The organism is Paraburkholderia sp. MM5477-R1 (genome assembly GCF_050436385.1).
In the GTDB taxonomy this organism is placed as follows: domain Bacteria; phylum Pseudomonadota; class Gammaproteobacteria; order Burkholderiales; family Burkholderiaceae; genus Paraburkholderia; species Paraburkholderia tuberum.
Genome location: NZ_JBNDMC010000006.1, coordinates 710,065 through 736,731, shown reverse-complemented (window position 1 = coordinate 736,731; position 26,667 = coordinate 710,065). Strand labels below are relative to the sequence as shown.

Annotated in this window: 22 protein-coding genes; 8 read left to right on the top strand and 14 right to left on the bottom strand. The window is 62.7% G+C overall.

Features of this window, described 5'->3' with window-relative positions; translation table 11 throughout:
- Positions 1 to 6: 6 nt before the first annotated feature.
- The 3 genes from OKW35_RS21775 (at position 7) to OKW35_RS21765 (ending at position 4,007) form a co-directional block, all read left to right on the top strand.
- The gene (locus tag OKW35_RS21775) at positions 7 to 1,755 is read left to right on the top strand and encodes a GMC family oxidoreductase (protein WP_429553111.1); all 1,749 of its coding nucleotides are present in this window, start codon (positions 7 to 9) and stop codon (positions 1,753 to 1,755) included.
- Positions 1,756 to 1,852: 97 nt separating this feature from the next.
- A complete protein-coding gene (locus tag OKW35_RS21770; RefSeq protein WP_184063153.1) occupies positions 1,853 to 3,229 on the top strand; it encodes an MFS transporter in 1,377 nt (458 codons plus the stop codon).
- 73 nt (positions 3,230 to 3,302) lie between these two features.
- The gene (locus OKW35_RS21765) at positions 3,303 to 4,007 is read left to right on the top strand and encodes a sterol desaturase family protein (protein ID WP_429553110.1); all 705 of its coding nucleotides are present in this window, start codon (positions 3,303 to 3,305) and stop codon (positions 4,005 to 4,007) included.
- A 7-nt stretch (positions 4,008 to 4,014) separates the two neighbouring features.
- On the opposite strand, the gene OKW35_RS21760 is transcribed toward OKW35_RS21765, so the two are convergent.
- The 6 genes from OKW35_RS21760 to OKW35_RS21735 form a co-directional block, all read right to left on the bottom strand.
- Positions 4,015 to 4,923 carry a LysR family transcriptional regulator gene (locus OKW35_RS21760; protein ID WP_429553109.1) on the bottom strand — a complete coding sequence of 303 codons (909 nt, stop codon included), beginning with the start codon at positions 4,921 to 4,923 and terminating at the stop codon, positions 4,015 to 4,017.
- A 798-nt stretch (positions 4,924 to 5,721) separates the two neighbouring features.
- Positions 5,722 to 6,723 (bottom strand): transketolase family protein, encoded by a 1,002-nt coding sequence (locus OKW35_RS21755; RefSeq protein ID WP_090807419.1) that lies wholly within the window; start codon positions 6,721 to 6,723, stop codon positions 5,722 to 5,724.
- On the bottom strand, positions 6,720 to 7,565 hold the full coding sequence (locus OKW35_RS21750) for a transketolase (protein WP_184063147.1): 846 nt from the start codon (positions 7,563 to 7,565) through the stop codon (positions 6,720 to 6,722). The genes OKW35_RS21755 and OKW35_RS21750 overlap by 4 nt, the downstream gene beginning before the upstream one ends.
- 38 nt (positions 7,566 to 7,603) lie before the next feature.
- The gene (locus tag OKW35_RS21745; RefSeq protein WP_429353019.1) at positions 7,604 to 8,932 is read right to left on the bottom strand and encodes an MFS transporter; all 1,329 of its coding nucleotides are present in this window, start codon (positions 8,930 to 8,932) and stop codon (positions 7,604 to 7,606) included.
- A gap of 78 nt (positions 8,933 to 9,010) precedes the next feature.
- Positions 9,011 to 9,760: an SDR family NAD(P)-dependent oxidoreductase gene (locus OKW35_RS21740; protein WP_184063143.1), complete on the bottom strand. Its 750-nt coding sequence runs from the start codon at positions 9,758 to 9,760 to the stop codon at positions 9,011 to 9,013.
- A gap of 207 nt (positions 9,761 to 9,967) precedes the next feature.
- On the bottom strand, positions 9,968 to 10,864 hold the full coding sequence (locus OKW35_RS21735; RefSeq protein WP_184063141.1) for a LysR substrate-binding domain-containing protein: 897 nt from the start codon (positions 10,862 to 10,864) through the stop codon (positions 9,968 to 9,970).
- Positions 10,865 to 11,056: 192 nt separating this feature from the next.
- Here OKW35_RS21735 and OKW35_RS21730 point away from each other — a divergent pair, with 192 nt between their 5' ends.
- From OKW35_RS21730 to OKW35_RS21715, 4 genes are all read left to right on the top strand, one after another.
- Entirely contained in the window at positions 11,057 to 12,601 is a 1,545-nt protein-coding gene (locus tag OKW35_RS21730) for a sugar ABC transporter ATP-binding protein (protein ID WP_184063139.1), read from the top strand.
- A gap of 39 nt (positions 12,602 to 12,640) precedes the next feature.
- On the top strand, positions 12,641 to 13,636 hold the full coding sequence (locus OKW35_RS21725) for an ABC transporter permease (RefSeq protein WP_184063137.1): 996 nt from the start codon (positions 12,641 to 12,643) through the stop codon (positions 13,634 to 13,636).
- 25 nt (positions 13,637 to 13,661) lie between these two features.
- Positions 13,662 to 14,684, top strand: coding sequence for a substrate-binding domain-containing protein (locus OKW35_RS21720; RefSeq protein ID WP_184063135.1), 1,023 nt, complete (start codon positions 13,662 to 13,664; stop codon positions 14,682 to 14,684).
- A gap of 89 nt (positions 14,685 to 14,773) precedes the next feature.
- A complete protein-coding gene (locus OKW35_RS21715) occupies positions 14,774 to 15,661 on the top strand; it encodes an amidohydrolase family protein (protein WP_429553822.1) in 888 nt (295 codons plus the stop codon).
- A gap of 266 nt (positions 15,662 to 15,927) precedes the next feature.
- On the opposite strand, the gene OKW35_RS21710 is transcribed toward OKW35_RS21715, so the two are convergent.
- The 4 genes from OKW35_RS21710 to OKW35_RS21695 all read right to left on the bottom strand — a co-directional run bounded on the left by OKW35_RS21710 (position 15,928) and on the right by OKW35_RS21695 (position 20,432).
- Positions 15,928 to 18,069: a xanthine dehydrogenase family protein molybdopterin-binding subunit gene (locus tag OKW35_RS21710; RefSeq protein ID WP_429553108.1), complete on the bottom strand. Its 2,142-nt coding sequence runs from the start codon at positions 18,067 to 18,069 to the stop codon at positions 15,928 to 15,930.
- The gene (locus tag OKW35_RS21705; RefSeq protein WP_429553107.1) at positions 18,066 to 19,076 is read right to left on the bottom strand and encodes an FAD binding domain-containing protein; all 1,011 of its coding nucleotides are present in this window, start codon (positions 19,074 to 19,076) and stop codon (positions 18,066 to 18,068) included. Before OKW35_RS21705 ends, OKW35_RS21710 begins: the two co-directional genes overlap by 4 nt.
- Entirely contained in the window at positions 19,073 to 19,615 is a 543-nt protein-coding gene (locus tag OKW35_RS21700; RefSeq protein ID WP_429553821.1) for a (2Fe-2S)-binding protein, read from the bottom strand. The genes OKW35_RS21705 and OKW35_RS21700 overlap by 4 nt, the downstream gene beginning before the upstream one ends.
- A gap of 358 nt (positions 19,616 to 19,973) precedes the next feature.
- Positions 19,974 to 20,432, bottom strand: coding sequence for a filamentous hemagglutinin N-terminal domain-containing protein (locus tag OKW35_RS21695; RefSeq protein WP_429553106.1), 459 nt, complete (start codon positions 20,430 to 20,432; stop codon positions 19,974 to 19,976).
- 251 nt (positions 20,433 to 20,683) lie between these two features.
- On the opposite strand from OKW35_RS21695, the gene OKW35_RS21690 reads away from it, so the two are divergent.
- On the top strand, positions 20,684 to 21,751 hold the full coding sequence (locus OKW35_RS21690) for a diguanylate cyclase domain-containing protein (RefSeq protein ID WP_429553105.1): 1,068 nt from the start codon (positions 20,684 to 20,686) through the stop codon (positions 21,749 to 21,751).
- A gap of 325 nt (positions 21,752 to 22,076) precedes the next feature.
- Here the strand turns inward: OKW35_RS21690 and OKW35_RS21685 are convergent, their stop codons facing one another.
- The 4 genes from OKW35_RS21685 to OKW35_RS21670 form a co-directional block, all read right to left on the bottom strand.
- A complete protein-coding gene (locus OKW35_RS21685) occupies positions 22,077 to 22,982 on the bottom strand; it encodes a lipid A biosynthesis lauroyl acyltransferase (RefSeq protein ID WP_184061669.1) in 906 nt (301 codons plus the stop codon).
- A 568-nt stretch (positions 22,983 to 23,550) separates the two neighbouring features.
- Positions 23,551 to 24,795 (bottom strand): citrate/2-methylcitrate synthase, encoded by a 1,245-nt coding sequence (locus tag OKW35_RS21680; protein WP_429553104.1) that lies wholly within the window; start codon positions 24,793 to 24,795, stop codon positions 23,551 to 23,553.
- A gap of 108 nt (positions 24,796 to 24,903) precedes the next feature.
- Positions 24,904 to 25,293 (bottom strand): VOC family protein, encoded by a 390-nt coding sequence (locus OKW35_RS21675; RefSeq protein WP_184061667.1) that lies wholly within the window; start codon positions 25,291 to 25,293, stop codon positions 24,904 to 24,906.
- 26 nt (positions 25,294 to 25,319) lie between these two features.
- Entirely contained in the window at positions 25,320 to 26,636 is a 1,317-nt protein-coding gene (locus OKW35_RS21670) for an MFS transporter (protein WP_429353013.1), read from the bottom strand.
- Positions 26,637 to 26,667 lie beyond the last annotated feature (31 nt).

Here is a 26,667-nt window from a genome sequence, read left to right as displayed (position 1 = left end):
CAGAGGATGGAACGCTTCGATTACGTAATCGTGGGCGGCGGCTCTGCGGGATGCGTGTTGGCGCATCGGCTGTCGGCCGTGCCGTCGCTGCGCGTCGCGCTGATCGAAGCAGGCGCCGATACGCCGCCGGGCGCGGTGCCCGCCGCCATCCTCGACAGCTATCCGATGCCCGTCTTCTGTGGCGAGACCTACATCTGGCCGGACCTGAAGGCGAAAGCCACCAAGGACGCCGCGCCGCGCGTCTACGAGCAGGGCCGCGTGATGGGCGGCGGGTCGAGCATCAACGTGCAATCGGCCAATCGCGGCCTGCCGCGCGACTACGACGAGTGGGCTGCGAACGGCGCCGATGGCTGGGCGTGGCGTGACGTGCTGCCGTACTTTCGCAAGCTGGAACGCGACGTCAACTTTCCGGGCGGCGAACTGCACGGCAGCGACGGCCCCGTGCCGATTCGCCGCATCATGCCGAAAGACTGGCCGCCCTTCTGCGATGCGTTCGCCAAGGGCTTGCGCGCGAATGGCGTCGCGCAATTGCAGGATCAGAACGGCGAATTTGGCGACGGCTTTTTCCCCGGCGCGTTCTCGAACATCGACGACAAGCGCGTGTCCACGGCCATCGCCTATCTCGACGAAGCCACGCGCAAGCGCCCGAATCTCACGGTGTATTCGAACCTTCGCGTCGAGCACATCGTGATGGAAGGCGCGGCGGCGCGCGGCGTGATCGCGCTGGCGCAAAGCGGCGAGCGCGTGCGTTTCGAGGCGGGCGAAGTCGTGCTGAGCGCGGGCGCGCTTCAGTCGCCTGCGCTGCTGATGCGCGCGGGTATCGGCGATGCCCGCGAACTCGCGGCGCTCGGCATCGCGTGTGCGGTGGATCGGCCGGGCGTCGGGCGCAATCTGCAGGATCATCCGTCGCTCACGTTCTGTCATTTTCTCGAACCGCGCTTTCGCATGCCGCTCGCGCGACGCCGCGCCAGCATGATAGCCGCGCGCATGAGCTCCGGCGTCGCGGGCTGCGACGAGTCGGACCTGTATCTGTCGAGCGCGACACGCGCGGCATGGCACGAGCTGGGCAACCGGCTGGGCCTTTTCTTCCTGTGGTGCAACCGGCCGTACTCGCGCGGCCGCGTGCAGCTCGTATCCGCCGATACCGCCGCCGCTGCGCGTGTCGACCTGAATCTGCTCGACGACGAACGCGATCTGCAACGGCTCGCTACCGGCGTGCGGATGCTCGCGAGCGTGGTCGAGGCGTCGGGGCTCGGACGCGATCCGCGCGACTTCTTTCCAGCGGCGTTTTCTCCGCGCGTCAAGGCGTTGAGCCAGGTCGGCGAGCGCAACGCGCTTTTGACTTCGATGCTCGGCACGCTGCTCGATACGCCCGCGCCGCTGCGTCGTTTTCTGATCGAACGCTTCTTCACGCGCGGGCTGGACATGGCCGCGCTCCTGGCCGACGACCGCGCGCTTGCCGACTTCATCCGCGCGAACGTGTTCGGCGTGTGGCATGCGAGCGGCACATGCCGCATGGGCGGCGCGCAGGATCGCGACGCCGTCACGGATACCGAAGGGCGCGTGCACGGCGCGCAGGGACTGCGCGTGGTCGATGCATCGCTGATGCCGAGACTGCCTTCGGCCAACACCAACATACCGACCATCATGATCGCCGAGAAGATCGCCCACGCGATGGTCGCGCAGCGACGCGCGAGCTTGGCATCGGGCGCATCCAGCGACTCCGCTGCGCCGCCGCTCGCCGCCGCGCACTGACGATTTTTTAACCTCAACAAGAGCACGCCAAAAGACCAACGTGCCTGCGACACGGGGGCGATCGAAAGACGGCCCAGTGACATACAAGGAGATGCAAATGTCCGTAGCAGCGCAAGAAGGTGCCGCCGCGCTTCACGTCAATCAGCGCCAGGTCATGGGCGCAGTCGTGGCCTCGTGCATGGGTTGGGCGCTCGATCTGTTCGACCTGTTCGTGTTGTTGTACGTGGCGCCGGTGGTCGGGCGTCTGTTCTTCCCATCCGAGCACGCGATGCTCTCGCTCGCGGCGGTCTATGCGTCGTTCGCGGTGACGCTGCTGATGCGCCCGCTCGGTTCCGCGCTTTTCGGCTCCTACGCGGACCGTCATGGCCGCAAGGGGGCGATGATCGTCGCGGTCGTTGGCGTTGGCCTCTCGACGGCGGCCTTCGGCATGCTGCCGACGGTCGCGCAGGTGGGCCTCGTCGCGCCGGTCCTGTTTATGCTGCTGCGCCTCGTGCAGGGCGTGTTTGTCGGCGGCGTGGTGGCTTCGACGCATACCATCGGCACGGAATCCGTCGCGCCGAAGTATCGCGGCGCGGTTTCGGGGCTGATCGGCGGCGGTGGCGCGGGCCTTGGCGCACTGCTCGCGTCGCTCACGTATCTCGCGATGTCGTCGCTTTTTCCCGGCGATCTCTTCGACGTCTGGGGCTGGCGCTGCATGTTCTTTACCGGCATCCTGAGTTCGCTGCTCGGCCTCTTCGTATTCAATAGCCTGGAAGAATCGCCGCTCTGGAAGAAGCTCGCCGCCGAGAAGGCCGCCAAGGCCGCCGCGCAGGTCAAGAGCGGGCAGGTGGAAGTGGTGCGCTCGCCGGTTCGCACGCTGTTCTCGCGGGACTATCGCAAGGTGCTGTTCGTGAACCTGCTGCTGACCATCGGTGGCGGCAGCGGCTATTACCTCACGTCGGGCTATCTGCCGACCTTCCTCAAGGTCGTGAGCCACGTGCCGAACGGCGCGGCCGCCGCGATCCTGATGATCTGCAGCGTGGCGGTGGTCGTCGCCTCCGTTGCGGCGGGGCATCTGAGCACGTTCATCGGGCGCAAGAGCGCGTTCGTGTGGCTCGGCCTCATCCGGCTGGTCGCGCTGCCTGCGCTCTTCGTGCTGCTGCCGACCGCGCAGAACATCACGATGATCGGCGTGTACGCGGTGCTGCTCTCCGCGCTCGGCAGCGCGGGCTATGCGCCGATCCTGATCTTCCTGAACGAGCGCTTTCCGACTGCGATCCGCGCGACCGGGACGGGTCTTTCATGGAACATCGGCTTCGCGATCGGCGGGATGATGCCGACCTTCGTCTCGCTCGTCGCGAAGGATGCGAGCCAGTTGCCGTCGACGCTCGCGATCTTCGTCGGCGCGATCAGCGTGATCTTCCTGATCGGCGCGTTCGTCGTGCCCGAGACGCTCGGCAAGCTCGAAAACGGAGCGGCGCGCAATCCGTCCTGAAGCATGCAAGCATCGGCGGGCGCGCCGAAGAGCGCGCCCGCGCATCGTCCGATAGCAAAAGGAGACGCTCATCATGAAGTATGACGACGACATTCGCGCGCGATCCTACAAGTTTCGCGACGAATATGTGCAGGCGACGCCGTGGTGGTATCGCGGAGAGATGCATCTCGGTTTCACGCTCATTTTCACGACGGCGGTGATCGTCTATTGCGCCGCGCAGCTTCATGCGCCGACGTTCGCGGAATGGCTCGCGGTCGTGCCGCTCTTTCTGTTCGGCAACTGGGCGGAATGGGCCGCGCACCGCTATGTGCTGCATCGGCCGACCAAATATTTCAGCATGGTCTACAAGCGCCATTGCGCGGTTCATCATCGCTTTTTCACGCATGTGACGCTGGAGTACAAGGGCCACAGGCATTGGCGCGCGCTGCTGTTTCCGCCGTTTGCGCCGGTCGCGTTCGTGCTCGCGGCCACGCCGCTCGCGCTGGTGATCGGCTTCGCGTTCTCGCGTAACGCGGGCTATATCGCGCTCCTGACGATGGCCGCGTACTATCTGATGTACGAAGGGCTGCACACGCTTTCGCATGTGACGGACAGCCCGTTTCTCGACCGCGTGCCGCTCATCAACACAGTCCGGCGCCTGCACGTCACGCATCACGATCCCGAACTTATGGCGACGCAGAACTTCAACCTCACGTTCCCGATCTGCGACACGCTGTTCGGCACGCGCAGCGATGCGTCGTGCAGCGCGCGTGAACCGATGAGCCCGAGCGGCGGTTGAGTTTTCACTAAGCCCGCGCGCCAGTGGTCACGCGCCGGATCTCCTCGGTGAGGATCGCAATGAGCGCCTGCGCCGCCGGCCCGATCGGCCGCTTCGGGTGCGTGACCTGAATGATGTGACGCACGATCGGCGGCGAGTCGATCGTGCGCGCCCGCAGCAGGCCTTCGTCCACCTTCGCCTGCACCACGACGCGCGGCAGGATCGTCGCGATGCTGCTCTGCTCGACGAACTGCACGATGGTGCTGAGCAGATCGATCTCGAACTTCGGCTGAATGACGACGTCGGCGGCCATCAAGGCGGCGTCGAGCGCGCCGCGCAGTCCGTTGCGGCGCGTGGGGAGCACAAATTCGATACCGGACTGCGTGACCAGATGCATCGTCTCCGGCAGATCCGGCCCGTGCGCCGCGCTCGTCACCAGCACCATTTCTTCCACCAGCAGCGGCTCCACGTCGAGCGTGAGCCGCCCGCGCGGCTTGTTGATGATCGCGGCATCGAGTCGGCCCGCTTCGACGGCGTCGATGAGTTGCGCGCTGAAGCCGTCCGCGACGGACACTTCGACTTGCGGAAAAAGGGCGTCGAACCGTGCGAGCGATTCGGGCAGCACGCTTTGCGCCTCCGACGACACCATCCCGAGCGACACGCGTCCCGTCACGATGACATCGCGCCGGCTCAGATGCTCGCGGGCATGTTCGATGTCGCGCATGATCGGCGTGTAGAGGCGGTACATGAGCCGCGCCGCTTCGGTCGGAGCCATGCCATGCGGGCCGCGCGCGAAAAGTGTCTGCCGCACTTCGGCTTCGAGCTTCGAAATCTGCATGCTGAGCGCGGGCTGCGCGATGTTCAGCCGCTTGGCCGCGCGGGTCACGGTGCCCTCCTCGAAGAGAGCGATGAAATACTGGATCTGCTTCAGTTCCATGGGGCGGCGGTCGGGCGGAAGGAATCGGCTGTCGGTTGAACGCAGATATCGTAACGCCGCGCGGGATTTGCGTCGCCCTTAAGACGTCGGGCCGCTCGCCGTTAACCCGTCGTAGGGAATCCCCATTTCGCGAAGTACCAGGCAAGCGAGAGCATGCATGTCGACCTTATTACCCTTTACTTCCTCTCCGTCGGGACGCTGCTATCTTGATAGCCTCGGATAGGGACGGACGCCGTGAGTATTCTTTGTCGAATCAAGATTGCCGTGACGGCCTGCTCGGTTGCCGCCGGATGCGTGTCGCAGCCCATAGGGCCGGCGGTAGCCGTGAAGCCGGGGCGCGACAAGCCATTCACCGTTTTTCTGCGGGACGATGCGCAGTGCAAACAGTATGCGAGGGAGCAGCTGGCGAGCGGTGTCGACACGCGCGCTGCGAGCGACGCCCACGTGCCGCGGGCACAACTGAACGTGCAGCAAAGATACGATCTCGCGTACCTGGAGTGCATGCACGCGAAGGGGAATGATGTGTCGGAGCGTGCGGAGCCAACGACGGAGCCTGAATAAGGGACCTTTCGCAGGACGACTACATACAGGTGCCGGACGGCGGCGCCGACAGCGCGGCAGGCGTAGGCACGTAACGTATCGCCGCTCCCCGTGTGCTGTCTCATTCAACCGATAGAAGGCGCTGACACGCGCTTGCGTTTCTGAGGCAGTTACAGATTGCTTTCCGGACATTCGCACCTCGGCAGCCGCGAATTTCCCCTGATTCCGAGTCACCCGTCTGACGGCGAGTGCCTTGCCTCAGACCAACCACCGCTTGATCGCCTCAACCATCGTCGACGTGGAAATTCCGTAGCGGTCATGGAGCGTAGGTAACGCACCGGCAGCAAGGAACGCATCCGGCAGTCCCACCTGCCGGAACGGACAGGACACGCCCGCGCGCATCAGTTCCGCCGCCACCGCTTCGCCGAGACCGCCAATTACCGTGTGATTCTCCGCTACCACCACGAGCCGACCCGATCGCTTCGCTTCGCGGAGAATCGTCTCGGTGTCGAGCGGCTTGACGGTGGGTACGTGCAGCACGCCCACGTCGATCCGATCTTTTTCAAACGCCTTCGCCGCTTCAAGTGCGCGCATCGTCATGATGCCGGAGGAGATGATCAGCACGTCGGCGCCGTCGCGCAGCATCTTCGCTTTGCCGAGTTCGAAGGTGTAGTCGTATTCGTCGAGCACAGCAGGTACGTTGCCGCGAAGCAGGCGCGCGTACACCGGTCCTTTATGTGCGGAAATCGCCGGCACCATCTGTTCGATATCGAGCGCATCGCACGGGTCGATCACCGTCATGTTCGGCATCGCGCGCATCAACGCGATATCTTCAGCCGCCTGGTGGCTCGGACCATAGCCAGTAGTCAGACCCGGCAATGCGCAGACGATCTTGACGTCGAGGTTGTCCTCGGCGATGGCCTGATGCATGAAGTCATAGGCGCGGCGCGTAGCGAATACCGCATAGGTCGTGACGAACGGTTGCGCGCCCTCGTGCGCAAGGCCGGCCGCCGCGCCCATCAGCAATTGCTCCGCCATGCCCATCTGGTAGTAGCGCTCGGGAAACTCCCTGGCGAAAATGTGCAGGTCGGTGTACTTGCCGAGGTCGGCCGTCATGCCGACGACGTTCGTGTTCTGCCGTGCCAATTCCACCAGTGCGTGGCCGAAAGGCGCCGAACGCGTAATCTGTCCTTCGCCAGCGATCGAGGCGATCATGGCCGAGGTCTTCAGGCGCGGCTTGCTTGTCGTTGCGTTGCTCATGCTTGTCTCCCTGCTTCGAGTGCCTGCAGCGCCAATTGCCATTCGTGGGCATCGACGCGGATAAAGTGGTTCTTCTCGCGTTCTTCGAGAAACGGCACGCCGCAACCCATGCGTGTATCGGCGATGATCATGCGCGGTTGCGCAATGGGATGCGCGCGGGCCGCGTCGAACGCAGCGGCCACGGCGGCAATATCGTTGCCGTCGACGCGTTGCGTGAACCAGCCGAACGCCTCCAGTTTTTCGACAAGCGGCTCGAACGCCATGATCTGCGTGGACGGGCCGTCGGCCTGCTGGTTGTTCACGTCGACCACCGCGATCAGGTTGTCGAGCTTCCAGTGGCTTGCCGACATGATGCCTTCCCAGATCGCGCCTTCATCCAGTTCGCCGTCAGAGAACAGCGTGTACACGAACGAAGCAGAATGCTTGCGCTTGAGTCCGAGGCACCGTCCGACCGCGATGGTCAGGCCGTGGCCGAGCGAACCACCGGACATCTCCATGCCAGGCGTATAGCTGGCCATGCCGGACATCGGCAAGCGGCTATCGTCGCTGCCGTAGGTTTCTAGCTCTTCGGCCGGCAGAATGCCTGCTTCGAGCAGCGCCGCATACAGCGCGATTGCGTAATGTCCGTTGGACAACAGGAAGCGGTCGCGCTCTTCCCACTCAGGGTCTTCGGGGCGATAGCGCATCGCGCCAAAGTAAGCAACGGCCAGCACATCGGCGATGTCGAGCGCCTGCCCGATGTAGCCTTGTCCCTGGACTTCGCCCATCAACAGGGCGTTTCTGCGGATACGGTAAGCGTGCTCGGCAAGCGATGCCGTCGAGGCATTGGATGGACTGTTCATGTCGTCTCCTGTGATCAGTCGGAATGGGTGAAGGAGGTTCAGCGGTTCACGGTTTTAGCGGGCACCAGGAAGACAAGGCAGGCACCGAGCGTGATAGCGGTCGAGATGAAGATCAGCCCCGCTGTTGACTTACCTGTCAGGTCGTTCAGCCAGCCCACGATCGCTGGAGAAAAGAAGCCGGCGAGATTGGCGACGCAGTTCACGGCAGCTATTCCGGCTGCGGCAGACATGCCGCCTAGCAAGGCTGTCGGCAACGACCAGAACTGCGACGACGAGGCGAGGATGCCTGCTGCCGCGATACTCAAACAGACGATCGAGGCGGGGATGCTGCCGAGCGTGGGCAATACGGCGAAGCCCGCGGCGGCGACCAGCATGGGAATCGCCAGGTGCAGCCGGCGCTCGCGGCGACGGTCAGCGCTCATGCCGATCAAGGGCAGCGCGATGATGGCGCACAGATACGGGATCGCAGTGAACAGTCCCACCCACAGCGGATCGGCAACGCCGGACTTGCGGATGATCGTCGGCAGCCAGAACGTCAGACCGTACTGGCCGAGCACGACGCAGAAGTAGATCGCGGCCATCAGCCACAAGCGACGGTCCCCGATGAACGATCTGACCGAGATGTGGGCGATCTTATGCGCGTTATCGCTCGCGACATTGCGTGCGAGCAGGGTCTTTTCCGATTCGGTGAGCCACTTTGCCTTGACAATGCTGTCATCGAGATACAGCAGGATCGCTATACCGAGCACGAGCGAGGGCAACGCTTCGAGCAGGAACAGCCATTTCCAGCCGGCCATATCCAGCGTGCCATGCAGCGAGTGCAAAATCCAGCCCGAAAGCGGGCCGCCGATTATGCCGGCCAGCGGAATCGCCATAAAAAACAGCGAGAGCGCCTTCGCTCGGCGGGCAGCCGGAAACCAGTAGGTCAGATAGAGAATTACGCCAGGTGCGAAGCCCGCTTCAGCGACGCCCAGCAGAAATCGCAACACGTAGAACGCCGTCGGTGATTTCACAAAAACGAAGCTCGCGGAAATCACCGCCCACGTGAGCATGATTCGCGCGAGCCATTTGCGCGCGCCGACACGGTGAAGGACGAGGTTGCTCGGCACTTCGAACAGAAAATAGCCGAGAAAGAAGATGCCTGCGCCCATGCCGTAGACCGTCTCGCTAAAGCGCAGATCGTTGAGCATCTGAAGCTTCGCGAAGCCGACGTTGACCCGATCGAGATATGCGCCAAGGTAGCACAGCATGAGGAATGGGATGAGCCGGCGGCTTACTTTCGCGTAGGTCTTCGATTCGAAGCTGGGCGAGTCGGCAAGGGGCAACACGCCGCCTTCGATGGGCGAAGCGGTACTCTTGGATTTCATGTTTTGTCTCCATCCACTGGCCCCGGGTTCGCCCGGGTACCTGGAATTCAGCGCCCTCTCTCGGGCGCACGCTGTCAGTCAATGAATAAGCATGCCGCCGTTCACGTCGAGTGTGATGCCGGTGAGATACGTTGACAGATCGCTCACCAGAAAGAGGCACGCGTTTGCGACATCGGCAGCATCGCCAAGCCGGCCAAGCGGAATGCCTTTGATGATGTCCACGCGCATCTCCGCGGTGAGTTTGTCGCCGGTAATGTCGGTCTGGATCAGACCGGGCGTGATCGAGTTGATGCGAATGCTGTCGGGACCGAACTCTCGCGCCATCGCACGGGCGAGACCGAGTACGCCGGCCTTCGCGGCGCTGTAATGGGGGCCGCCGAAAATACCACCGCCTCGTTGCGCCGACACCGACGACATGCATACGATGCTGCCGCCTTTCTGCTCTTTCATCGCCGGCAATACGGCTTGCGACATATAGAGCGTGCCGCGCAGATTGACGTCGACGATTGCGTCGAAGCCCTCGGCGGTGATGTCCAGTGTGCGCACTGGCTGCGTGATGCCGGCGTTGTTGATGAGGCCGTCGATGCGGCCGTATCGTTCGAGCGTCGCCTTCGCGGCCTTCACGCAAGCGTCTTTGTCGGTGACGTCGCAGGCGAGCCCGAGGTGGGCTTCGCCGAGATCGGCGGCGGCCTGCTTCGCGTCTTCTTCGCGCAGGTCGAGGATCACAATGCGTGCGCCTTGCTCGGCCAGTGCTTTGGCGGTGGCTTTGCCGATTCCGCGCGGTGAAGCCGCGCCCGTGACGATAACGACCTTGTTGTCGAGCAGCATGATTGTCTCCTGGGTGTTGATCTGATGACGCAGTGTCCGGCACGCGGTCACTCGCATCAACACCGTGGCGCTCAACTATGCTTGAGAAATTTTCAGGTAACCGGCTGCCAGCCCGCGAGGCATGCCGGGTCGCTGTGTCGACGCGCCGAAACAACCCGCATGCTCATGCACGTACCGGAATACCCTGATGCCGAATCGGCGCAGTCATTACGCCGTACGGTCCCTGTGACCGATTTCCCGCTCGATCCAGGCGATGAACCGCGCAACGCGTGGGAGCTCCGCGTTCTGGGGCGGATAGACCAGATGATGCGCGCCCACTTCGACAGAGTGCGAATCAGCGAATACCGGCACGAGCGCACCTTCCTTGATTCGTACCGACGCGAGCATCAGGCTTTCTAACGCAATGCCCAGGCCAAGTGCGGCCGTCTCGAGCGACATGTACGAGCGGTCAAACGAGAAATCGAAAGTCTTGTGCGCAGCGGACACGCCGGTGCGTCCGAACCACTGCTTCCACTGGACGAGCGGCGTCTCCGAATAGATCAGACGATGCTCCAGAAGGTCTTCCGGCGTTCTGACCGGATGGCTTTCCAGATATCTCGGCGAGGCGAGCGGCGCGATGAATTCATTGCGCAGTGTCCTGACCTCGAGATCGCGCCAGTTCGCATAGCCATGCCGCAAGTCGATGTCGTAGTAGCCACTGGTAAACGATACATCTTCATACGAGCAGGCCAGATTCAACTGGATATCGCCATTGGCTTCCTGAAACGACGCGAGCCTGGGCAACAGCCACATGAGCCCGAAGCTGGGGCTGGAATGCACACGCAGGATATCGACGTCGGCGCGGCTCGATGCGCGCTCGGTCGCGCGGCTCAGATCAGCAAGAGAGCCCGTCACGTCCGACAGATAGCGCTCGCCTGTCGGTGTCAGGACGAGACCCCGGCCCGACCGATAGAAAAGTGGTTGGCCGATGATCGATTCGAGGTTGCTGATCTGATGGCTCACCGCCGAAGCGGTCAGACCAAGTTCCTCGGATGCACGGCTGACACTCCTGGTTCGGGCCACGCTCTCGAAAGCGACGATAGCTTTCACGGGTGGGATGCGCATAGTGAAATTTATTTCAGTCGAAGTTGAATGAAACCGCCTTGTTAGCACGCCATCCGCACTGCCATTCTGTGGGCAAGCCGCTTAACCCGGGGCCGTGAAGTTTCCTGATGCTGACAGCGTCAATGCACCGGCAGCACCGCGGTAAACCATAGACATATATTGCGCAGCGCAACAGCTGCGCAGGAGACAGCGATGAATTATCCGTCCTTTCTGCTGACGGCGCGTTCGATCGTCAAAAGCTTCGGACCCACGAGCGTGTTGAAGGGTTTTGATATTTCAATCGCCGCAGGCGAAGTGCACGCGTTTCTGGGCGGCAACGGCGCAGGCAAATCGACGCTCATCAAAATCATCTCTGGCCAGTTCGACCGCGACGGCGGCTCGCTCGAATTCGACGGACAGGACATCGGCACATCCGTGGGCGGCCATGTCGCCGCGGGCACCATCGCCGTGGTCAATCAGGAACTGGCGCTGCTGCCGCATCTATCCGTCGCCGAGAACATCGCCATGCCGCGCTTACAGCGCGGGTGCGCCCGCTACAGCGAACGGGCTTCGATGGCCATCGCCATCGAAGCGCTCTCACTGATCGATCCTCACTTCGCGCGCGAATCGGCAGGACGGCTCGTCAGCAGCCTGACGCTGCATGAGCGCCAACTGGTGGAGATCGCCCGCGCGCTCGGCTCAGGGGCGAAGCTGCTGCTGCTCGACGAGCCGACTGCAAATCTGACCGCGGCGGAAACGGGCCGGCTCTTTTCGGTGATACGCCGGTTGATCGCCGACGCGGGGCTCGCTGTGCTGTTCGTCTCGCACCGAATGCGCGAGATCCGCCAGATAGCCGATGTCTGCACGATCATCCGCGATGGCAAGACAGCGGTCGACCGTGCCGCGCTCGGCGCGATCACGGACCGCGAAATCATTGAATGCATGGGACAAAGCGTCGTGGTCGACGACGCGGCGGAAAGCGTAGCGGGCTCGGCGCAGTTGACACAAGCCGCGCCGCTTGCCGACCGGGAACCTCACGATGGCGCCAAGGCCCACTCCGCCGGCGTGCTTCGCATCGAACGTGATGGCGTGGCGATCGAGGTTCCCCAAGGCGCGATTGTCGGCCTCGCTGGCGCACCTGTCGGTCCATCGTCGCTTATCGATGCGCTAACCGGTATCGCACCCGCCGGAGCGTGGGCCATCACGCGTGATGGCACGCGCGTGAGATACGCCCACCCCTCCGCCGGCGCACGCGACGGTGTCGGCTTTGTCTCCGGCGACCGCTCCAACAAAGGCATCCTCGCTACCCTGCCAATCGTCGACAACCTCGTCGCCGCTGCGCGTGTCGTCGGGCGGCGCCAAGTCGTGGGTCGCGCGGAGATCGAGCAAAGCACCCAACTACTTGACGCACTGAAAATCCGCGCAGGCTCGCTGTGGGACTTGCCCGCAACGCTCAGCGGCGGCACCCAGCAGAAACTGCTGGTGGCCCGCTGGCTGTTACTGCGGCCCAGGCTGCTGGTGCTCGAAGAACCTACACGCGGCGTGGACATCCGCACGAAGCGGGAAATCTACGGGCTGATCCGCAGGATGGCGCAGCAGGGCACGACGATCGTCTGGTGGTCAACCGAATACATCGAACTCGTCGAGTTGTGCGACACGGTACTTGCGTTCGACCTCGACGGCAGGCCGACCGAAGTGTTGCGTCATGCCGACGTGAACGAGACGCAACTGGCTGCCGCGACCGGCATGGCTGCCTAGACCGCTTTGCATACGAACGATATTTATCTGGAGACAGTCATGAAATCAGTCACTCAGCCGATCGCGGGCGAGCATCGCCAGTCTGGCGGCGCATTGCGCCGTTTGCTGTCGACGTATCGCACGGAGATCGCCATTGCGATCGCCATCGTCGTGATCGAACTCGCGGTCGGCATGATCGTGCCGGCGGCGCTGTCCGGTGGCAACATTTCCAATGTGACGCAAGCGGCCGCGCCGCTCGTGATCATGGCGTTCGGCGTGCTGCTCGTGATCATCACGGGCGGGATCGATCTGTCCGTCGGCTCGGTGTTCTCGCTAACCGGCATGGTCACGGGTCTGGCCATGACGCACGGTTACGGCGCAATCGTCAGCAGTCTCGCGGGGCTGTCGGTCGGAATCGTGATCGGCGCGCTCAACGGTGCGCTCGTGACCTTCGTCGGGCTGGCGCCGTTCGTCGTGACGCTGAGCACGTACGCAATCGCAGGAAGCCTCTCGTTCATCGTCACAGATGGTCATTCGCTGCCCATTTCAGATCCCAACTACTACCTGCTGAATTCCGGAACGCTGATTCCCGGCCTGCCGAACTACGCGCTGTGGTGCGTGCTGCTGCTCGTCGCGATCGAGTACTGCCTGCGCAAGGTCGTCGCGGGGCGGTGGCTGTATGCGATCGGCAGCAGCAGTTCATCGGCCCGCGTGATCGGCATCCCGGTCAATCGCGTGCGGCTGGGCGCCTACCTGCTGTCGGGACTGTTCGCTTCATTCGCGAGCATCGTCAGCGTGTCCTACATCAGTAATGCGGAAGCGACCGCGGGTTCGAGCCTGATGCTGCAGGCAATCGCGGCAGTCGTGATCGGCGGAGCGAGTCTGTTCGGCGGAACAGGCTCTGCGATTGGCGCGCTGCTTGGCGCACTCATGATCACCATCATTCAGAACGGCGCGAATCTTATCGGTGTCAACAGCTTCTGGCAAGGCACCGTCACAGGCGTCGTCATTCTCATTGCGGTCCTCGTCGACCGCGTTACCAAAGCCCGGCGTTAAGCACGGGCCAGCTCAGGAGACGGAGATGGACAAGCACACGTTGCAATCAGCCGGCAGGTTTTCAGACCGTCCGCTTGGACGGTTGATCGGGGCATCGGCATTGGCGATCAGCATGGCCTTCGCGTCGCAGATGTCGTTCGCGGCGGACCGGCAGACCGTCGCGTACATCGCGCCGTCACTGGATATTTCGTACTGGCAGTGGGTGGCCTACGGCGTGAAGCAACGAGCGAAGGAACTCGGCATGGATTACGTCGAGTTCACCTCCGAGAATTCCCCGGCCAAGCAGATGGACAACGTCCGCACGGCGATGACACGCGGCGTCAGCGCGATCGTCATGGGGCCGGTCAGTTCGACCAGCACGCCGCCGGTGCTGCGTCTGTTGAAGTCGAAGTCGGTCCCGGTCGCATTCACCGGCATCGGGCCGCAAGCCGGTCAGACCGACTATACGTCGGCGGTCACCGCCAATAACTACGACACCGGCAAGGCAGAGGGCGCCTATGTCTGCAAGCTCGCGAAGGAGCGCGGCAGCAACAAGGTGGCAGTGCTGTCGCTGCCGCAGGATCGCGAGAACGCGCAGAAGTATTTGAAGGGCGCGCAGGAGTCGTTCAAGGCTGATGGGTGTGAAGTCGTCCAGGTGTTGGAGACGCACGGCCTGACCGTCAACGAGGCGGTCACCCAGGCGAACGACGTGCTGACGGCGCATCCGGACGTCAAGGCGATCTACGGCATGTACGACGAAGCCGCTACGGGCGCCGCGAAGGCGCTGCAAACGCGCGGCATGGTCGGCAAGGTTGCCGTCGTGACCGCCGACGGCAGTCCGACGACGATCAGGCTGCTGCGCGATGGCGCGATCCAGGGGATATTCCTGCAGGAGGCGGTCGGGCAGGGAATCGACGCGACCACGCAGGTCTTCAACGCACTGAACCATCAGCCGACCACCCAGGAACTGGCGCTCAAGGAGCCGCTCGTGACGAAAGAGACCATCGATAAGCCGGAGGTACAGGCGACGGTCAAGCGAGTCTATCCGCCTTCGGCGGGCAACTACTAATAGTGCATGGCGGTCGTGGCGTTGACGTTCGTACGCCGCGAGCGGCAACGCATTCCGGCTTACTCTAAACGGGAGACATCATGGACAATCTGCCGATCATCGACCCGCATCATCATCTCTACGATCTCAAAACCGGTAACTATCCCTGGCTGCAGGGGCCGATGCTGGAGCGCGTATTCGGTGACTATTCGGCCATTCGCCGCGACTATCTCATCGACGATTTCCTCGCCGACATCAGGAACCAGAACGTCGTGAAGTCGGTCCACCTGCAGGTCGAATATGACCACAACGATCCTGTCGCCGAGACGCGTTGGCTCCAGGGCGTCGCCGATGTTCACGGTTATCCGCACGGTATCGTCGCATTCGCGGACCTCGCCTCGCCGAACACGCAGGCTGTGATCGAGGAACACTGTCAATTCGCCAACGTGCGGGGCATCCGTCAGTGTCTGAATTTCCACCGCGATCCGGTGAAGACGTTTATCGATAACCCAAATCTGATGAGCGATCCGCAATGGCGTCGAGGCTATGCGTTGCTCAAGCGATACGACCTGTCGTTCGACCTGCAGCTCTACTACACCCAGATGGAAGAGGCCTTGTCTCTCGCACGGGAGTTTCCCGATACGCTGATGGTGCTCAACCACACCGGCATGCCAGTCGACCGGATGCCGGAAGAAATCGAAGGCTGGAAGCAGGGCATGAAATCGCTCGCATCGGCTCCCAACGTTTTCTGCAAGATATCCGGACTGGGCATGGGAGACTGGAAATGGACGGTGGATAGCATCCGGCCGTTCGTGCTGCACGCGATTGAAGCGTTCGGGGCGAACCGCTGTATGTTCGCGAGCAATTTCCCGGTCGACAAACTGTTTAGCAGCTATGACGCCGTATTCAACGCATTCAAGGAAATTACGCAAGAATTTTCGTCCGACGAGCGGCGCGCGCTATTTCACGACAATGCGGAGCGGGTGTATAGGCTCTGAACTGAGCGTTTTTCCGGCTTGCTGCGAAAAGCAATCTGCCGAGGGGGCACTTCGGGACATGCCCGACTTGCCGATGTGCCGCAATTGGGCTCGTCAACTGCCGTTCGCAGGCGCCTCGCGACAGTCTGTACAGGATCGCGAAAAACCGTGGGAACACTTCCCGGTCGCCGGTCAGCGGGAACATCCGCTCGCTGAAATAAACCTGTAACTCCCGGTGTGCGGGTGCAATATGTCAGCGAGCGTTGTCACACAAGGCACAGATGGTGCTATCCCGCAGCGGCGTGCTGACTCGAAAGGCCTGCCAGTATCTTGCCCGGCAAAATGGGCAGGTCGCGCACACGCAAGCCAATGGCGTCGTAGACGGCTGCGGCCACTGCGGCATCCACGCCGGTCGCGCCGAGTTCTCCGATGCCGCGGGTACCGATCGCACTTGCATGCGGATCATACTCGCTGACGAAGTGGATCTTGATATCGAGCGGAATGTCCGCATTCACCGGGACCGCCACGTTCGACAGATTCTTCGCGAGCCAGCCACCGGTATTGGGCTCCTGCACGCTTTCTTCCATCGTCGCCTTGCCCCAACCCCAGATGATCGCGCCCGTCATCTGGCTTCGCGCCGTTTTCGGATTGATGATCCGGCCCGCGGAGTAGGCACCCACCGCCCGGCGCAAGCGCACGAGGCCAAGCTCGGGATCGACGCCTACTTCGACAAAGATCGCACCCCACGTCCGCATCGCGTATGGCGTACCGTCGCCGTCCGCGCTGAAGCTGGCGCCACCCGGAAGCGTGAACGCACCGTCCGCGACCATCTCCGGTAGATTAGCCCGCCGCAGGCTCGCGCGAACGTCTTTCCCGCCGAGCGCATCGAGCTTCGCGTTGATTTCCCGGCAAGCCAGTGCGATCGCGCTTCCCGTGCTGCCCGTGGCGCTCGATCCATAGACGGGACTCGCCGGGTGAAGGTCGGTATCGCCCCACACAATCGACACGTTCTCGATCGGCAAGCCCAGCTCTTCGGCCGCGATCTGGCAAAAGACCGTCTGCGTGCCGGTGCCGATATCGTGCGTGTTCGCCTCGATCAGCGCCGTGCCGTCGGACCTCAGGCGCACGCGCGCCCCGCCGGGAAAGCGGAAATTGCCCATTGAGCTCGTCGCCATCCCATGTCCAATGCGCCATGCTCCGTCTCGTCGTGGCGTCTCGCCGCGCGTGCGCCAGCCATAAAGCCGCGCGCCTTCCTCATACGCCTCGCGAAGCTTTTTTGACGACCAAGGCTTGTTCGTATGCGGATCGACCTCGGCGTAGTTCGCCAGTCGTAGATCGAGCGGGTCGATCTTCAGCGCCACGGCGAGTTCGTCCATCGCGCTTTCGAGCGCCCATAGTCCCGGACCTTCCACCGGCGCGCGCATTGGCGTGGGCACGTTGATGTTGCGCCGCTCCAGCCACTGCTTGGTGCGAATGGCGGGCGACGCATAAAGCGTCTTGCTTGCTTCGCTTGCGGGCTCCAGATGCGTGTCCGCAATCGCGCTCGAATTGACGATTTCGTGATCGATGGCGCTGAGCCGGCCGTCCGCCGTTGCCGCAAGCTTGATGTCCTGTTTCACCCACGGCTGATAGCCGACGCAGACGAACTGATCGTGACGCCGCAGATGAAGCTTCACGGGCCGCCCCGCGACGCGTGCCGCGGCGGCGGCAAGAATCTGGTGCGGCCACACATATCCTTTCGAGCCGAACCCGCCGCCCGTGTGCGGTGCGATCACGTGAATGTCGTCCGGCCTCATGCCGAGTGCCGCGGCTACGACAAGCGGCACATTCTCGCTCGCCTGAACCGCATCCCACAGCGTGAGCTTGCCATGCTCGAATCGCGCAACGGTGCCCGATGTCTCCATCGCATTGTGGTGACGCGCGGCTTGAATATACGTCGCCGCCACGCTTGCATGTGCGGTTCCGAAAATCGCATCGACGTCGCCCATCTCCAGATCGTCGCCGAGCATGCGTGGCTCGGGCGGCGGCTCGCGCGGCGCGGCGCCGGGAAGGATGGGGTCGTCGCGCTCGCAACGGACAAGCACGGCATCGCGGCCGGCTTCCGCCGCCTCGATGGATTCCGCAAGCACGATTGCGACCGGCTCGCCTTCGTACCGAATCGCGTCGTTTTGCAACGGCAGTGCGAGCACCGCCGCGGGCGGCTGAACCGCACCGAATCGCGGCATATCGTGCGCGGTAAGCACCCGCACCACACCCGGTAAGGTAAGTGCCGCGGTGGCATCCACGTCGATCAGCCGGCCCGACGCGACGGGCGCGCCGACCAACGCCGCATGAAGCGTGCCGGGCGGCGTGTTGTCAGCCGCGAATTTCGCCTGTCCCGTGACCTTCGCCTGGCCTTCCACGCGGGAGACCGCCGTGCCGATGCTCATGATCGCCCTGCTGCCGTCAGTAACGCACGCACCGCGGCATTGCGCGCCATCGTCACCTTGTAGCCATTGTGAGCGAGCGGCCGGGCGTCGCTCATTGCCGCGTCGACAATCGGCGTGACCACTTCCCTGGTCGGCGCCTGCCCGGCCAGCGACGCCTCCGCGGCTGGAAGGCGCCACGGACGTTGCGCCACCGAGCCAAGTGCAATGCGCGCCGACACAATGCGATCCCGATCGAGCTCCACGGATGCGGCTGCCGAGACCAGCGCATATTCGTAGCTGGCGCGCTCGCGGACTTTTACGTAGGCCGATCGTGCGTCCGCGCGGATGGGTATGTGAAAGGAGACGATCACTTCGTCGGCAGCCAGTCTCGTCTCGAGCCGGGCGGCATCGCCGCCCATGCCGGCCGCTTCCTGCTGCGTCAGGTGGAACTCCGTCATCTTGATCATTCGACCGCCGTTCGGCCCGATGACCTCAGCTGTCGCATCCAGACAAGCCAGTGCCACAGCCGGATCGGACGGTTGAACCGCGACGCATGCATCGGTCCAGCCAAAAATTGCATGCCGTTCGTTGATGCCATTGCGCGCGGGGCAGCCCGACCCGGGGTTGCGCTTGTTGCAGCCCCATGGCAACGGCGCTTCCGAACGAAAATAAGCGCATCGCGTCTTTTGCATCACATTGCCGCCGAGCGTCGCGCGGTTGCGCACCTGCGCCGAGGCGGCGAGCAGACAGGCTTGAGCCAGCGCGCTCGCGTGGGCGCCGACGAGCGCGTCTTCACCGATCACGTTCAGGTCCGTCAGCGCGCCGATCACCAGATCGTCACGCTCGCGCACAATACGAACGAGACCTGTGAGTCCAGCGACATCGATGACGCGATCGGGCGCTGCGATGCCGAGCCGCATCCAGTTGAGCAGCTCCGTACCGCCCGCGATGATCGCCACGTTGCCCGCCGCCAACGACGCGACTACCTGTTGCGCGGTTGCGCCACGCGCGTATTCGAAGTTTTTCATCGTTTGTCCCCGGCCGCGCCGGCGGCATCGAGCACAGCCGCCGCGATCTGCGGATAGCAAGAGCAGCGGCACAGATTGCCGCTCATCCATTCGCGAACGCTCGCCTCATCGGTCGCGTGCCCTTCAGCGATGCAGGCGACCGCGGAGACGATTTGCCCGGGCGTGCAATAGCCGCACTGAAAGGCATCGTGCTCGATAAATGCCCGCTGTACCGGATGCAGCGTCCCGTCGGAGGCGGCCAGACCTTCGACAGTCGTGACCTCGCAGCCGTCACATTGCACGACGAGCGTCAGACAACTGTTCATCCGCTTGCCGTCGACCAGCACGGTGCAGGTGCCGCATGCGCCTTCATTACAGCCCTTCTTGGCGCCGCTGAGACCCGAGTCTTCGCGCAACCAGTCCAGCAGCGTGACGCGCGGGTTCACCGTAGCGGCCCGCGGCTGGCCGTTCACACGCATCGCCACCGTGACGCTGCTTGACCAAGGCAGTCCGGCGTCTCCATTTGGAGCTAATTGCTCCCCGAAAGTAGCGTCGTCCATTCCCAATTCCTTGCCGGTTTCAACAATCACTCTGCTTGTATATAGACCATATGGAGTTGATATCAAGGGACGATATCCTTCCTGCTTCCGCACCGTCTCCCAAAGAATCGATCCGGCTCGAACTGCAACGGCGAGCTGCTCGCATGCACTCGCTCGACACTTGCAAGCGGGCCAGGATTAGGTGAGCCGATTTCGACCTGATGCTGATTGAGGCCCCAGGTCCCAGGCCATAGGCTCCAGCGAAATGCAGTCGATGTAGGTGATGGCTACCCTTCTCCGTCGAGAACTGGCCGGTTTGCAACGACCTGTGCCTGACGTCGGTTGGCTGCACGCGCTAAAGGTTATTCGACATCTGCCCTCATTCACATGGCTGTGAGTGTGGCGCGGTGGCGGTGAGCTTGCCGAGAATCGATGACGGATCGCCGCCCGTGACACGGTTCAGCGTCGCGCCCGACCCGTTGTTGAAGGCGACGGTGTTGCCGTTGCCGATCGAGAAGCTGTGCCAGTCGATCACGCCGCGGGACGAGGACTGGTCGATCGTTAGCGAAGTGGTGCCGCTCGTCATCGCGCCCTGGCCCCGGACGAAGGCGCCGCCCTGCGGCAGTGGTCCGGCCGCGTGGGCCATCGGCACGCACCACGCGGCGAGCGCGAGCGGCACCCATAGTGCAAGCGTCAGCGGGCGCAGAACACGGTTCCACGCGGAAGGCCGCGACCGAGGCGCGACGAGTGCCGCGCCGGCATACGCCAGCGAAAAGGACAGCCCATTGCGCGGGGTTGGGGGCGTCGTCGCGGAACGCAGATTGTTGCGACCAGGCAAGGCGCGAAAGCCGCCATACCGCACAACACAGCCTAATGTGTAGCAGCGCGTTTCAAAAGACCAACCGGTATTTGGGCATGCACCCGGTGCTTGCCGGTACCGCTTCAGGCGGGGATGTGTGTCGGTCGCCGCGGCGGCAGGAATGGCCGTTCAACCCTCGGAAGCGGACGGAGAGAGCGGCAAGAAGCATTGGTCGCCGGCAAAAGCGATAGAATGCCCGCTGCAAAAGACAATATTGACGGGTAGACGGCATGGAGCGGCCGGGCGCGCAGCGTTGGCATGAGCAAACGTTTCCAGGTGTCTTTCGCGGACAACCTGAGAAGGAGCAGGCGCTCCTCCGGATATGCCTGGGCACGGTCGTGTTGATCGGCTATATCGCCGTCGCCGCGCTCCAACGCACGGCCGCCGCGTATGACACTCTGGGTGTGGTTTTCGCATACGTTGTATTCGGTGTGGCGACATACGTAGCCGCGACCGCCGCGACAGTTCGGCCGCGCCTTCGATTGACGGTCACCACCATTGCAGACCAGGCGCTTGTCATGACTGCCTTGGCGCTCGGCGGGCGCGTGGCGCTGCCCTTGCTCTGGGTCGTGTTCTGGTTCCTTGTGGGTGCCGGTTGCCGCCACGGCAAGCGGCCGTTGCTACTTTCATGTGCAGTTGCGCTTGCAGGCGTCGTGATTTTGATGCGCGTCGAGCCGTGGTGGAGAGAAAACCTCGCGGTGGGATTGGGCATCATGCTCAGCATCGCGGCGACTTCCGTGTACTTGATGGCCCTCGTGCATCGGCTCGAACGGCAGGCTGCGACGGACCCTCTGACAGGACTCAGCAACCGCATTCGCCTCGAGCAGGCGATCGCTAAAGCGACTGCGGCGCGAGACGACGATAAAGGACAGTCTGTCTTGATGTTCATCGATCTCGACGGCTTCAAGTACGTCAATGACGCTTATGGGCATGCGGTGGGTGATGAACTGTTGCAGTGCTTCGCCAACGGTCTGCAGACACGCATTCGCCGCGGCGATACGGTTGCCCGCCTGGGAGGCGACGAGTTCGCGGTGCTCGCCCGCCACGTGCATGGCGACGCCGGCGCGCGCGCGATTGCCGACGGTATTCACGACATCCTTCATGGGCTTCGAGAGATCGGCGGTCATCCCGTCGCCGTATCGGCCAGCATTGGCGTGCGCATGCTCGGTGCCAATAGCGCGGACGAACGTCTTGATGTACACGCCCTGATGCGCCAGGCCGATAGCGCGATGTATCGCGCCAAAGCGAACGGGACGGACAAAACCTCATTCTTCGATGAGACGGGTGCCGGCGCGTAAGCGGACAGGGTTCCCGGCGGTGCCCTGCTCGTGTTGGCGAGCGCATTTGATGCAGGTGCCGGGCCGCGGACGCTCGTATCTGGGAGCATGTGCGCGTCGTCTCGCTGCGGAAGGTAGTTTCATTTCGCGGCTGGAGTTTGGCCCGGTGGGGCGAACTGAGACGGTCGCCATCCGGCCACGAACGGCCATACGCTCGAGCATTCGGACAGACACTCAAACGTCCGGTCCACTCAGATAGCGGACCTATGCCTGTCAGTCGAGCTCATTGCGTTACCTCACGGAAGCACACAACCAGGAACGGTCGCATGCCTTACGGACGGCGTGCTCAGTACACACCTGGCACGCCCGGTGGACGATTCTTGAAGCGTCGATGCACCCAGTAATATTGCTCTGGGCACCGATTGATCTGCGTTTCAAGAAATTCATTCAATCGGCGCGCGTCGATCGTCTCACTTTCTGAAGGAAAGTCGCTGAGCGGCTCGAAGATGGTCAGCTTATACCCGCGGTAGTCGGGCAATACTTCAGTCATGAATGGTACAACCCGCGCATGGGCCAGTCGAGCAAGGCGCGAAACCGAAGTGAGTGTGCACGCGGGGACGCCAAAAAACGGCACAAAAACGGAGTTGTGTATGCCGTGATCCATGTCAGCAGCCAGCATGACTGGTTTGCCTGAACGAAGTAAGCCGACGATCTTTCTGGCGCTTGTCGAACGTTCAATCATCTCGGCGCCAAATCTGCCGCGTTGCCGCTTGGCTAGACTGCAAAGGCGCGCGTTCGACATGCGTGTATACAGTGAGGCGGCGGGCAGGCGCGTTGAGTAGAGTATGCAGCCGACCTCGATGCTCACGAAATGGAAGCCCAGAAAGATGGTCGGTGGAGCATTCCTGTCTTCCAGATCGATTCGACTTTCGATGTGGACCAGCTTCCGTATCCTTTGCGCGCTGCCATACCATTGAATCCCTCGTTCGAGATAGCTTCGAACGACGTGGCGAAAATGGTTTCTGGCAAGGTCGTCGTACTCGCACTCGCTCTTGCCCGGAAAACAGAGACGCAGATTGACGAGAGCGATATGTTTTCGGGAGCTTGGAAGTGCATATAACATTGCCCCAAGCGCGCTGCCGAACCTCGCGACGAGCGTATAGGGAAGGACTGCGAAGACGCGCAGCAGCACTACAATCAAGACATAGCCTAATCGCCCCAAGAACCTCCCCCGCTTGCGAGAATCACTCATCGCGACACGGAAAAATACGAATACTTACGGATGTATAACAAAATTCGAGATCCTGGTGGCATAGCATGGCGATGGCAGCAGAGGAGTATCGCACGTACTGCGTTGTGACGGGCTACCCAGGTGGACGCCAGGGGTTCTCGGTTCTCCCTGGCGAAAACGACGGCGTGTGGGCGGCAAGCGCCTGCAGCGCGGATGCACCACCAGGCGGCCGTTCTACTTTGAAAGCCGCGGCCGAGTCCGCATTGGGGCGAAGGGCAGATCCGGGTCGCGAGCCGCCGACCGCCGTCAGGCAGGAGTCGGCCCAATATAGCGGCCGCTCGGACGCACGTTGATGCAACCCCTGGAATGTCGGCTCCCGCCCAGACTCCAGACCTTCCGTCCGCAATCTGGCCATGGTCTGGCGTCGCATGCCCCATCCATCGCCATAAGCATGGTGGCAACGTCTTCGAAGCTACCGACGCCGCTTCGCTCAAAACGCTTACGTCCACTGGAACAAGCCGGCCCTCTCGGCAAGAGCCGATCGGCGTCGAGGTTTTTTGTTTCGGCAAAGATCCAGGTGACGCGTCTCTCAGCGCCCAACCGGCCTGAATAAGCGATTCTTGTCGAGCGTGGCTGGATCGAGCGTATTGTCGCTGCCTTCCGCAGGCGACTCGGGGGCGGCGTCTTCCAGCGCCGGCCCGGTATAGCGGCCTCGTGGCCGTATGACCTTGCTCACCCGGAGTTGCTCAATGCAGTGCGCGAGCAAACCCACGCTCCGGGCTGTTGCGAACAACGCGAACGACGCATCGCGCGGCAACGCCAGTTGAGCCGTCAGGGCCGCAAGCGCAACGTCGATATTTGGCTTGAGCCCGGTCAGCTCAACCACCTTGTTGATGAACGACATGATCTCTTGAGGCGGATTCAGCACTTCGAGCACTGCGGCCGCCCTCGGATCGCCGTCCGGATACAGATGATGTCCAAACCCGGGGATTGGAATGGCCGACTGCAAGTGATGGGCAACCACGTGCTGCGCACCGAGTCTTCCGACGTCGTCGAACACGGCCCGCACGCGGCCTGACGCGTCGCCATGCAGTGGGCCGGAGAAAGTCGCGAGTCCCGTGAGCAGGCATCCGGGCAGCGACGCGCCGGTGGAGGCGGTAATCCTGGCGGCGAACGCGGAACTCGTAATCTCATGGTCGGCCACGAGGACTAAGGCACGGCGGATAAGTTCGGCGCCATCGCGGTCCTGGCCCCAACCAAGCGCGAGCCGCTCATGCGTCATTTGTGCGTTCGCGCCGCGTCGCGCACCAAACGCTTGTGCGATGAGCGCCACGAGCCGGCCGGCCTCGACATGCAGTGCGCTGTCCGTGCGTCCGAGGGTCGAGTGTCCACAGGCCGCGAGCGCTGCCAGCGATGTGAACGCGCATTGCCTGCCGCGCTCGTCGCCCTGTAGCGGCAACTCGCCGCTTTCGAAGGAAACGGGGGCGCGCGCGTTCCAGAGAATGGCCGCCACGTCTTCAAGCGTCGCCGCGTCCGAAAGCCGGATGCTATCCCGCCCCCGGTAGTAGGGCCGGCCTTTTGAGAAGGTGGTAATGCTGCTGTAAATGCAGGGTTCCGCACCGAATATGGTCCCGGCGGCGAGGGCTTCGCGCTTGCGTCCCACCTGCTTTTTTCGGCACAGACCGGCGACGTCCTCCGCGCGATAGAGGCTCTTGCGTGGGTCGAGCGGATCCGGCATGACGGCGATGGTACCTCGACTTACATACGCATAGACAGTCTGCGCCTGCACTCCGAGTTGTCGAGCCGCTTCAGTCAGAGTGATCCAGTTTCGCATGGGATGGCAAGCAAGGTGATGCAGCGCAACGGGGCAACGGGGGAGTGACGACGCAGATCGCGCCTTGCACTCGAGCACGACCGATCCAGCGCCAATATTGACGTTTTTTCAGGTAAAAGTCATCTCGGCGGGTCGCCGCTCCAGTATCTCAACGAGAATGTCACCGGGCGAGCGCACGAAGCAGGCTCTGACGCCGGGGCGAACCTGCTTGATCGGTTCGACGATTTCCGCGTCGCAGAGCAACAGATGCACGAACGCCGCGTCGATATCGTCCACGACCACGCCGAAATGATCTATGCCCTGCTGCCGCTCGCAGCGAGGGTGGCCGGCTTGGACGCTCGCCAGCGAGGTGATGAAAAGGTTGATGCTGCCGATGCGCAAATCCACTCGCCCAGGACGACGCACGATCTCGGCGTTCAGGCAGCGCGCAAACCATGCCGCAGTGGCTTCGGCGTCCGCCGAGCACAGTTGCAGATGATCCCACTTGAATTCAATCATCCGATTTCACCGTATAGTTGAAAGCATCACAGTTCGATGCGGGAAAGCTTGCCCAGCAGCACGGAATACGAAAACGTTCCGAGCAGGCAGATCGCGCCCATCAGGTTGAGGGCCCAGTAGAAGTGGCCGGTGTGCTGGGTGATGTAGCCGATCATGAGCGGCGTGGTGACGGCCGCGATGTTGGCCGCGAGGCTCGTGATGCTGCTGGTCAGTCCCACGTACTGTCGAGGCGCGATTTCGGAAACGGCGGCCCACGACATCGACCCGACGCCCTGCGCGAAGAACGCGATCGTCAGGATGGCGATCACCAGCTCGTTCGACTCGACGAAATTGACAAGCACGATAGACGCGCCGAGCATCGTGCCGATGATGAGCGGAGCCTTGCGCGCGGTCGAAAGCGCCACTCCGCGCCGAATAAAAAAGTCCGAAAGGGAGCCGGCCGCGAGGATGCCAACCGTGGCGCCGATAAAAGGCAGTGCCTGGAAGATCCCAACCTTGATCATCGACATGTGACGCGCTTCGATCAGATAGGTCATGAACCACGTGGTGAAGAAGACCAGCAGCGTGTTGTTACAGAACTTTCCGAGACAGATGGCGAGAACCTGGCGGTAGGTGAGCAGCTTGAGCGCCATGCGCCAGTTGAACTTCTCGCGGGGCTTGCGCGTCGCCGCGGCACCTTCATTGATGTATTGCAGCTCGGTGGCATTCACGCGCGGGTGCTGATGCGGATCGCGGTAAACCCGGTACCAGAGCAGACTGAACAGAATGCCGAAGCCACCGGTCACATAAAAGACCGTCCGCCAACCATACGCGGCGGAGATCCACAGCAACAATCCGGTGAACAAGGGCGTCCCGATGTATTGCCCCATTACGTAGACGCTGGTCGCGAAGCCGCGTTCCCGGGCGGGAAACCACAAGGTCACGGCGCGTGCGTTTGAAGGGAAGGCCGGCGCCTCCAGTGCGCCGATGGCGAGCCGCGACCCGAGCAGCATCTGATAGCCGGTCGCGAAACCCTGCGACAGCGTGGCGAACGACCAACCGACCAGAGACAGCGCATAGGCGAGGCGTGAGCCGAGAATGTCGGTCAGCACTCCGCCGGGCACCAGCGCAATGGAATAGGCAAGACCAAATGCAGCAAACAGCTCGCCCATCTGCATCTTGTTGAGCGCCAGCCCCTTCGAGAGGCCCGGCGCAACGATGCCCAGCGCCGACCGGTCCACGTAATTCAGAATGGTGGCCATGAGCAACATCGAGAGCACGACGTAGCGGACTCTGGAGCGATTCGTGGTATCCGCGTAAGCCGGGGTTCCCACCGGCAATGTTTGTTCCTCTGCGATTTTCATCGGTGTCTCCGTAACATTAGCCTGTTGTTTT

Bases quoted from the DNA above. Each gene is read 5' to 3' on its own strand.
- OKW35_RS21760 (WP_429553109.1), bottom strand. From the start codon at position 4,923: ATGGAACTGAAGCAGATCCAGTATTTCATCGCTCTCTTCGAGGAGGGC.
- OKW35_RS21700 (WP_429553821.1), bottom strand. From the start codon at position 19,615: ATGGACGACGCTACTTTCGGGGAGCAATTAGCTCCAAATGGAGACGCC.
- OKW35_RS21775 (WP_429553111.1), top strand. From the start codon at position 7: ATGGAACGCTTCGATTACGTAATCGTGGGCGGCGGCTCTGCGGGATGC.
- OKW35_RS21740 (WP_184063143.1), bottom strand. From the start codon at position 9,760: ATGCTGCTCGACAACAAGGTCGTTATCGTCACGGGCGCGGCTTCACCG.
- OKW35_RS21680 (WP_429553104.1), bottom strand. From the start codon at position 24,795: ATGCGAAACTGGATCACTCTGACTGAAGCGGCTCGACAACTCGGAGTG.
- OKW35_RS21690 (WP_429553105.1), top strand. From the start codon at position 20,684: ATGGAGCGGCCGGGCGCGCAGCGTTGGCATGAGCAAACGTTTCCAGGT.
- OKW35_RS21735 (WP_184063141.1), bottom strand. From the start codon at position 10,864: ATGCGCATCCCACCCGTGAAAGCTATCGTCGCTTTCGAGAGCGTGGCC.
- OKW35_RS21710 (WP_429553108.1), bottom strand. From the start codon at position 18,069: ATGAGCATCGGCACGGCGGTCTCCCGCGTGGAAGGCCAGGCGAAGGTC.
- OKW35_RS21670 (WP_429353013.1), bottom strand. From the start codon at position 26,636: ATGAAAATCGCAGAGGAACAAACATTGCCGGTGGGAACCCCGGCTTAC.
- OKW35_RS21770 (WP_184063153.1), top strand. From the start codon at position 1,853: ATGTCCGTAGCAGCGCAAGAAGGTGCCGCCGCGCTTCACGTCAATCAG.
- OKW35_RS21685 (WP_184061669.1), bottom strand. From the start codon at position 22,982: ATGAGTGATTCTCGCAAGCGGGGGAGGTTCTTGGGGCGATTAGGCTAT.
- OKW35_RS21675 (WP_184061667.1), bottom strand. From the start codon at position 25,293: ATGATTGAATTCAAGTGGGATCATCTGCAACTGTGCTCGGCGGACGCC.
- OKW35_RS21720 (WP_184063135.1), top strand. From the start codon at position 13,662: ATGGACAAGCACACGTTGCAATCAGCCGGCAGGTTTTCAGACCGTCCG.
- OKW35_RS21750 (WP_184063147.1), bottom strand. From the start codon at position 7,565: ATGAACAGTCCATCCAATGCCTCGACGGCATCGCTTGCCGAGCACGCT.
- OKW35_RS21730 (WP_184063139.1), top strand. From the start codon at position 11,057: ATGAATTATCCGTCCTTTCTGCTGACGGCGCGTTCGATCGTCAAAAGC.
- OKW35_RS21725 (WP_184063137.1), top strand. From the start codon at position 12,641: ATGAAATCAGTCACTCAGCCGATCGCGGGCGAGCATCGCCAGTCTGGC.
- OKW35_RS21755 (WP_090807419.1), bottom strand. From the start codon at position 6,723: ATGAGCAACGCAACGACAAGCAAGCCGCGCCTGAAGACCTCGGCCATG.
- OKW35_RS21745 (WP_429353019.1), bottom strand. From the start codon at position 8,932: ATGAAATCCAAGAGTACCGCTTCGCCCATCGAAGGCGGCGTGTTGCCC.
- OKW35_RS21765 (WP_429553110.1), top strand. From the start codon at position 3,303: ATGAAGTATGACGACGACATTCGCGCGCGATCCTACAAGTTTCGCGAC.
- OKW35_RS21705 (WP_429553107.1), bottom strand. From the start codon at position 19,076: ATGAAAAACTTCGAATACGCGCGTGGCGCAACCGCGCAACAGGTAGTC.